This is a genomic window from Luteococcus sp. (genome assembly GCF_043424415.1).
GTDB lineage: Bacteria > Actinomycetota > Actinomycetes > Propionibacteriales > Propionibacteriaceae > Luteococcus.
On the sequence record NZ_JBHWOO010000274.1, the window covers coordinates 1 to 6,308 of the forward strand.

The following is a 6,308-nucleotide window of genomic DNA, read 5'->3' on the forward strand; positions in this document are numbered from 1 at the left end:
GGCCTACACCCGCTTCGAGTCGCTCTACGCCCGCACCGGCAACTTCAGCGACTACGGCAGGGGCAGCGCCAACGAGAACTTCTCCGAAGTCATCGGCTACTACGTCGCCCGGTGCGCCGCGAAGAACCCCTATGACTCCGCCGTGGCCAACCACGGCCAGTTCGACGCCTACTACGAGCTGGTGCGCGACGAGGTCTTCGACGGCCGCGAGTTCGGCCCCGCGGTGGGCCGCACCCCCGACTGCACCCTCGCCGCCCCCAAGCCGGTGGTCACCCGCGTCCCCAAGGAACAGCTCGACCGGTGAGGCGGCCCTTCGCGTCGAGGGGAATAGACTTCCAGCTGGAAAGTGCCGCGCCACAATGGGTGCTGGTCAGACCATCCCACCCAAGGAGCCACCCATGCCCGAGGTCCTCGCCTACGCGACCGACGACAGCACCTGCCAGTTCCACAAGACCACCATCACCCGCCGCGAGCCCGGCCCCACCGAGGTCTTCTTCGAGGTGAAGTACGCCGGCATCTGCCACTCCGACATCCACACCGCCCGCGAGGAGTGGGGCCCGGTCACCTTCCCGCTGGTCCCCGGCCACGAGCTGGCCGGCATCGTCACCCAGGTGGGCTCCGAGGTGACGAAGTTCAAGGAGGGCGACAAGGTCGGCGTCGGCTGCTTCGTCGACTCCTGCGGCCAGTGCGAGTACTGCCAGCAGGGCACCGAGCAGTTCTGCACCAGCACTGACAGGCCCGTCGTCATGACCTACGCCTCGGTGGGTCGCGACGGCAAGCCCACCGCCGGCGGCTACAGCCAGGGCATCACCGTGGAGCAGGACTACGTGCTGCGCATCCCCGAGTCGATCCCCTTCGAGAAGGCCGCGCCGCTGCTGTGCGCCGGCATCACCACCTACTCGCCGCTGAAGCGCTGGGGCGCGGGCCCCGGCAAGAAGGTCGCCGTCGTCGGCATGGGTGGCCTCGGCCACCTGGCCGTGCAGATCGCCGCCGCCATGGGTGCCGAGGTGAGCGTCATCTCGCAGACCATGAGCAAGGAGGCCGACGGCAAGAAGTTCGGCGCCGAGCACTACTACGCCATCAGCGAGGAGGGCACGCTGGAGAAGCTGCGCGGCACCTTCGACCTGGTGCTGTCCACCATCAGCGCGGACTACGACGTCGACGCCCTGCTCGGCACCCTCAAGGTGGACGGCGCTCTGGTGAACGTCGGCGCGCCCGAGAAGCCCGTCGACCTGCACGTGTTCAGCCTGATCATCGGCAACAAGATCTTCGCCGGCTCCAACATCGGTGGCATCGCCGAGACCCAGGAGATGCTGGACTTCTGCGGTGAGCACGGGATCGCGCCGGTGGTCGAGGTGATCGGTGGCGAGGACATCACCGAGGCCTACGACAAGGTGGTCGCCTCCAAGGTGCGCTACCGCTACGTGATCGACACCTCCACCTTCTGACCAGGAGGATCGTGCGGGCCCGGTCGTCAGGGGCGGCCGGGCCCGTGGTGGTGCTGGGTCCGTCCAAGGCAACCGCCCGGGCAGGTGTCACCAGACGCCGATGATGTTCCACCACAGGGGCCCGATGAGCAGCCAGACCAGCAGGTGCATGATGCCCAGTACCAGGCCGTTGCGCCACCAGGCACCCATCTCCACGTAACCAGCGCCGAAGTAGAGCGGCGCGGGGCCGTTTCCGTAGTGGGTCAGGCAACCCATCAGGGTGGGGATCGCTCCGAGGAAGGCCAGCAGGGGGATGCCGGGCAGCCCCGGCGAGAGCCCGACGCCCAGGAAGACGGCGAACATCGACGCGGTGTGTGCGGTGCCGCTGGCGAACAGGTAGTGGGACAGGGCATAGACCGTCGTCAGTGCGGCGAAGGCGACGGCCTGGTTCATGCCGCCCATGTGTCCCCCCACCTGTTTGCCGAACCAGCCGATGAAACCGAGCTTGTTCAGGTAGGTGCCCATCATCACCAGTGCCGCGAACCAGGTGAGGGTGTCCCAGGCGGCCTTCTCGCCCTTCATCTGTTCCCAGGTCAGGGCGCCGGTCACCAGCAGGACCCCCAATCCCAGCAGGGCGACGGTGGTGGCATTCATCACGTCATCGCCCATGACCCACAGGGTGATCATGAGCGCGAAGACGCCCAGGGTCACCCATTCGTTGCGGCTGACCTTGCCCAGGCGCTTCAGCTCGGCGGCTGCCATGGCCGGGGCCTCCGGGGTCTTCTTCAGCGATGGCGGATAGATCACGTAGAGCACGATCGGCACCAGGATCGCGCCCACCAGTCCGGGCAGTGCCGTGGCCTTCAGCCAGCCGCCCCAGTCCGCGTGGACCCCAAGGTCTGCGGCGAGCTTGGCGGCCATCGCATTGGGCGCCGCCCCGGTGAAGAAGATGACCGAGACGGCCAGGTTGAGGTTGTAGCAGGCCAGCGCCAGGTAGGCGCCGATCCGACGATGGGTGCTCGGGTCCTCCGTGTGGGATCCAGAGGTCTCGGCGATCGACTTGAAGACGGGGTAGATGTATCCCGAGCGGGCCGTGTTGGACGGGATGGCCGGCGAGGTGAGCAGGTCCGCCAGGCCCAGGCCATAGGCCAGGCCCAGGGTGCTGCGCCCGAAGCCCCTGACGAAGAGGTACGCGAGGCGCTCGCCCAGCCCCGAGGAGATCACGGCGCGGGCGGCGAAGAAGGCGGAGACGATCAGCCAGATGGTGCCATTGCTGAAGCCGGACAGGGCATTGGAGATGGCCTCCTTCGGGTCGCCGGGGGCGACGACGCGGGTCGCTGCGCACAAGGCCATGGCGATCACGGACAGGCTGCCCATGGGCGCGGCCTTGGTGATGATCGCGACGATCGTGGCCAGGAAGATTGCGAACAGATGCCAAGCCGGTGCGTCCAGACCGGACGGGGCGGGCACGAACCACAACACGACGCCGATCAGTACGGACACCGCCATCCACAGAGGGCGCACCTCATGGTCGGGAGAGTTCGGTGGCGAAGGCTTCGTGGGCGCTTTCACGGTGTTCGGCCGGTCGATCGTGTGGTCCGTCATGGCTGGGTCCCCTCTGTCCTGCTGGGCCGGCAACAGGGCGGCCCCACCTGCTGACCAGCCTCTCGGGCTGGATGGTGACTGGTCTGTGCCGATCTGCATCAGCTGGAAGAGGGGAGGGATATCTGGGGAATCCGAAGGGGGCAGCCCGGGGGGTTTGTCCCTCTCAAGAATCACCCTCCCCGGAATGCAGGATGACGAGCAGCGATGATCCGCTGGCAGGAACTTCATGATGTCCTTGACTTGCCAATCTCCCCATTCGGCCGTTCGAGATCTGACAGGCGAACGGGACGGGACATGCTTACGCGGCGGGGCTCGCTGGGTGTCGTCCCCGAACTGGAGTGACGACGAGACGACCTATGTGTGTGGGGCACGTCGAAGGGGGTGCTTTTGCAGTGGCGCTCGGGTGGCCATGCCCCTCAATGCGGAGTGATTGAGGAGGTGACTAGCTCAGATGCTTCTTGCCGAGATGGCTCATCTCCAGCGGTCGGTGCATCCCCACGACGTCCGGGTCCGCTCTGGAGGCTGGAGGGCGTTCGATGAAGTGGCCAAGATCCGCACAGACCGGTCTCGTGCGATCCGGAAGTGTTGGTGCCAGAGCACGACAGACATACGACCCCAGAACAAGGAGGTGCCGCGATGACACAGGAACTGGTGGGTCTCGAGAAGATCACCGACACCGTGGCCAAGTTCACCGCCATCGTCAGCCGTCGACTGCCCGACGATGTCACCAACCGGCTCACCACGCTGGCCACCGAGGAACGCCAGCCGATGGCCCTGATGATCTACGACACGATGAAGAAGAACCAGGAGCTCGCCGGCGAACTGGAACGTCCCAGCTGCCAGGACACGGGCCTGGTGCAGATCTTCGTCCAGGTCGGGTCGCACTTCCCCTACATCGACGGGTTGTCCGAAGCCCTCAAGGAAGCGATCGGCGAGGCGACCAGGATCGCCCCGCTGCGTCATAACACCGTGGAGACCTTCGACGAGTACAACACGGGAACCAATGTCGGTTCCAAGTCGCCGTGGATCTACTGGGACGTCGCCGAGGGCCGGGATGACCTGCAGCTGCACGTCTACCTGGCTGGCGGCGGCTGCTCCCTGCCCGGACAGGGTCGCACCCTGATGCCCGGCGAGGGCTACGAGGGTGCGGTGAAGTTCGTGATGGACGTCATGACCTCCTACGGTCTCAATGCCTGCCCGCCACTGCTGGTGGGCGTGGGCATCGGGAGCTCCATCGACGCGGCAGCCTTCATGAGCAAGCTGGCCCTGATGCGTCCCGTGCACTCGCACAGTGTCAACGAGGTGGCGGCCCAGCTGGAGCTGGACCTGGAGGAGGCCATCAACTCCATCGGCCTCGGGCCGCAGGGCCTGGGGGGCACCAAGTCCGTCATGGGTGTCAACATCGAGAACTCCGCCCGTCACCCATCGGTGCTGTCCGTGGCCGTCAACACCGGGTGCTGGTCCCACCGTCGCGGCACCATCCACTTCGACAAGGACCTGAACTACGAACTCCTCACCCACGAGGGCGTCGAGCTCTGAACGGCTCCGCCGTTGCCGCCAGACACACACCATCACCACCTTGGAGAGCAGAGATGAGCACTGACGCCACCATCGACCAGCCCACCAGTGCCGCGGAGGAGACGAGCATTCCTGCCGTCCCTACCGTCGCGGCCGACATCCCACAACAGGACCCGTCAGAGGTCGATGTCGGCACCGGGCGCCGGATCACCCTGACCACACCCATCAGTCGCGAGGACCTCGAAGGCATCAAGATCGGTGACGTGATCTTCCTCGATGGACACATCACCACCTGCCGTGATGTCGCGCACCGTCGCCTGATCGAGTACGGCCGCGAACTGCCCGTCGACGTGCGCGACGGCGCGATCCTGCACGCCGGGCCCATCATCCGCAAGGTGGAGGGTGAGGACGACAAGTTCGAGGTCGTCTCGGTCGGCCCCACCACCTCCAGCCGCATGGAGAAGTTCGAGTACGAGTTCATCAAGCAGACCGGCGTCCGGCTGATCGTCGGCAAGGGAGGCATGGGCGCTGGCACCGAGGCGGGCTGTGCGGAGTTCGGAGCCCTCCACTGCGTCTTCCCGGCCGGCAATGCCGTGATCGCCGCCGTCCAGGTGGAGGAGGTGGAGGGGGCTGAATGGCGTGACCTGGGCATGCCGGAGACCCTGTGGACCTTCCGGGTCAAGCAGTTCGGCCCGCTGATCGTCTCGATCGATACCGAGGGCAACAACATCTTCGAACAGAACAAGGTGGTCTACAACCAGCGCAAGGACGAGGCGCTGGAGAAGCTGTACGAGAAGGTGCGCTACATCAAGTGAGCACCACTCGTCCGTGGCCCGTCACCTCCAGGTGGCGGGCCATCACCTCTTCCTAGGATGGCGACATGACGAAGGAGTCCCAACTGACCACAGCCGTCGCGGCACGAGACGAGTACCACCTGCGGATCGAACGCCCGCAACGGGGGATCCGGCTGAGCCAGTACATCTACGAGATCGGCTCCTACCATTACAACTGGCACTCCGAACTGGAGCTGCTCGTGGCCCTGCGCGGCGAGATGGAGGTGGCCGCAGGGGGCCGCATCACCAGCCTGCAGCCCGGTGACGTGGTCGCCATCAACTCCGGGGTGAGCCATGCCACCCTCAGTCAAGGAGAAGGCAGCCTGGCGCTGCTGTTGAAACTGGACCTGTCCTGGTTCGCGGACCTGTTCGAGGACCACAACCTGGTGCGCTTCGACCTGGCCTCCGACGAGCACACCCGAAGCCTGCCGGTCTTCGTCGAGATCCGCGCCCTGATGGCCCGCATGATGCTGGATGGCGCCGACACCAGCCCGGTCGGACTGGTGCGCCACGAACGACTCCTCGCCCAGCTGCTGGACCTGCTGGTCACCCACTTCCCTCCCCGACTGGAAGGCCACGTGGCCGTCCAGGGCAATGAGTCCCGCAACAGGGCCATCGACCAGCTGTTGAACTACATCGATCACCACTACGCGGAGCGCATCACACTGGAGAAGCTGGGCGCCGAAAGCGGGTACAACCCGAGCTATGTCTCGCAGCTGTTCACCCGGCACCTGGGCATCTCCACGCTGGACTACATCACGCGGGTCCGGCTGCGACAAGCTGCCCGCGACCTGTGCGATCCTGCCCTGAAGGTGGTGGACGTGGCCGCCAGCAATGGCTTCGCCGATGTCAAGGCCTTCAACGTCGCCTTCCGCAAGAGCTTCGGCAAGTCCCCGACCCAGTACCGGGCGCAATTGACGGAGCA

At 65.9% G+C, this 6,308-nt stretch carries 6 protein-coding genes; 5 read left to right on the forward strand and 1 reads right to left on the reverse strand.

Features of this window, described 5'->3' with window-relative positions:
* A partial coding sequence (locus ACHFFZ_RS15605; protein ID WP_394277521.1) for a hypothetical protein occupies window positions 1-304 on the forward strand: 304 nt, incomplete at its 5' end.
* Window positions 305-398: 94 nt separating this feature from the next.
* Window positions 399-1,448: an NAD(P)-dependent alcohol dehydrogenase gene (locus tag ACHFFZ_RS15610; RefSeq protein ID WP_394277522.1), complete on the forward strand. Its 1,050-nt coding sequence runs from the start codon at window positions 399-401 to the stop codon at window positions 1,446-1,448.
* A gap of 87 nt (window positions 1,449-1,535) precedes the next feature.
* Here ACHFFZ_RS15610 and ACHFFZ_RS15615 read toward each other — a convergent pair whose 3' ends face one another.
* Window positions 1,536-2,930 carry a DASS family sodium-coupled anion symporter gene (locus tag ACHFFZ_RS15615; protein ID WP_394277523.1) on the reverse strand — a complete coding sequence of 465 codons (1,395 nt, stop codon included), beginning with the start codon at window positions 2,928-2,930 and terminating at the stop codon, window positions 1,536-1,538.
* 738 nt (window positions 2,931-3,668) lie between these two features.
* On the opposite strand from ACHFFZ_RS15615, the gene ttdA reads away from it, so the two are divergent.
* The 3 genes from ttdA to ACHFFZ_RS15630 form a co-directional block, all read left to right on the forward strand.
* Window positions 3,669-4,571 carry a L(+)-tartrate dehydratase subunit alpha gene (gene ttdA / locus ACHFFZ_RS15620; protein ID WP_394277524.1) on the forward strand — a complete coding sequence of 301 codons (903 nt, stop codon included), beginning with the start codon at window positions 3,669-3,671 and terminating at the stop codon, window positions 4,569-4,571.
* 53 nt (window positions 4,572-4,624) lie between these two features.
* On the forward strand, window positions 4,625-5,365 hold the full coding sequence (gene ttdB / locus ACHFFZ_RS15625; RefSeq protein ID WP_394277525.1) for a L(+)-tartrate dehydratase subunit beta: 741 nt from the start codon (window positions 4,625-4,627) through the stop codon (window positions 5,363-5,365).
* A 65-nt stretch (window positions 5,366-5,430) separates the two neighbouring features.
* Window positions 5,431-6,308: helix-turn-helix domain-containing protein (locus ACHFFZ_RS15630; RefSeq protein ID WP_394277526.1), on the forward strand; the 878-nt coding region annotated here is incomplete at its 3' end.

What these genes read in the sequence shown, in the direction of transcription:
- ACHFFZ_RS15610 (WP_394277522.1), top strand. Translation starts at nt 399, where the DNA reads ATGCCCGAGGTCCTCGCCTACGCGACCGACGACAGCACCTGCCAGTTC.
- ttdA (WP_394277524.1), top strand. Translation starts at nt 3,669, where the DNA reads ATGACACAGGAACTGGTGGGTCTCGAGAAGATCACCGACACCGTGGCC.
- ttdB (WP_394277525.1), top strand. Translation starts at nt 4,625, where the DNA reads ATGAGCACTGACGCCACCATCGACCAGCCCACCAGTGCCGCGGAGGAG.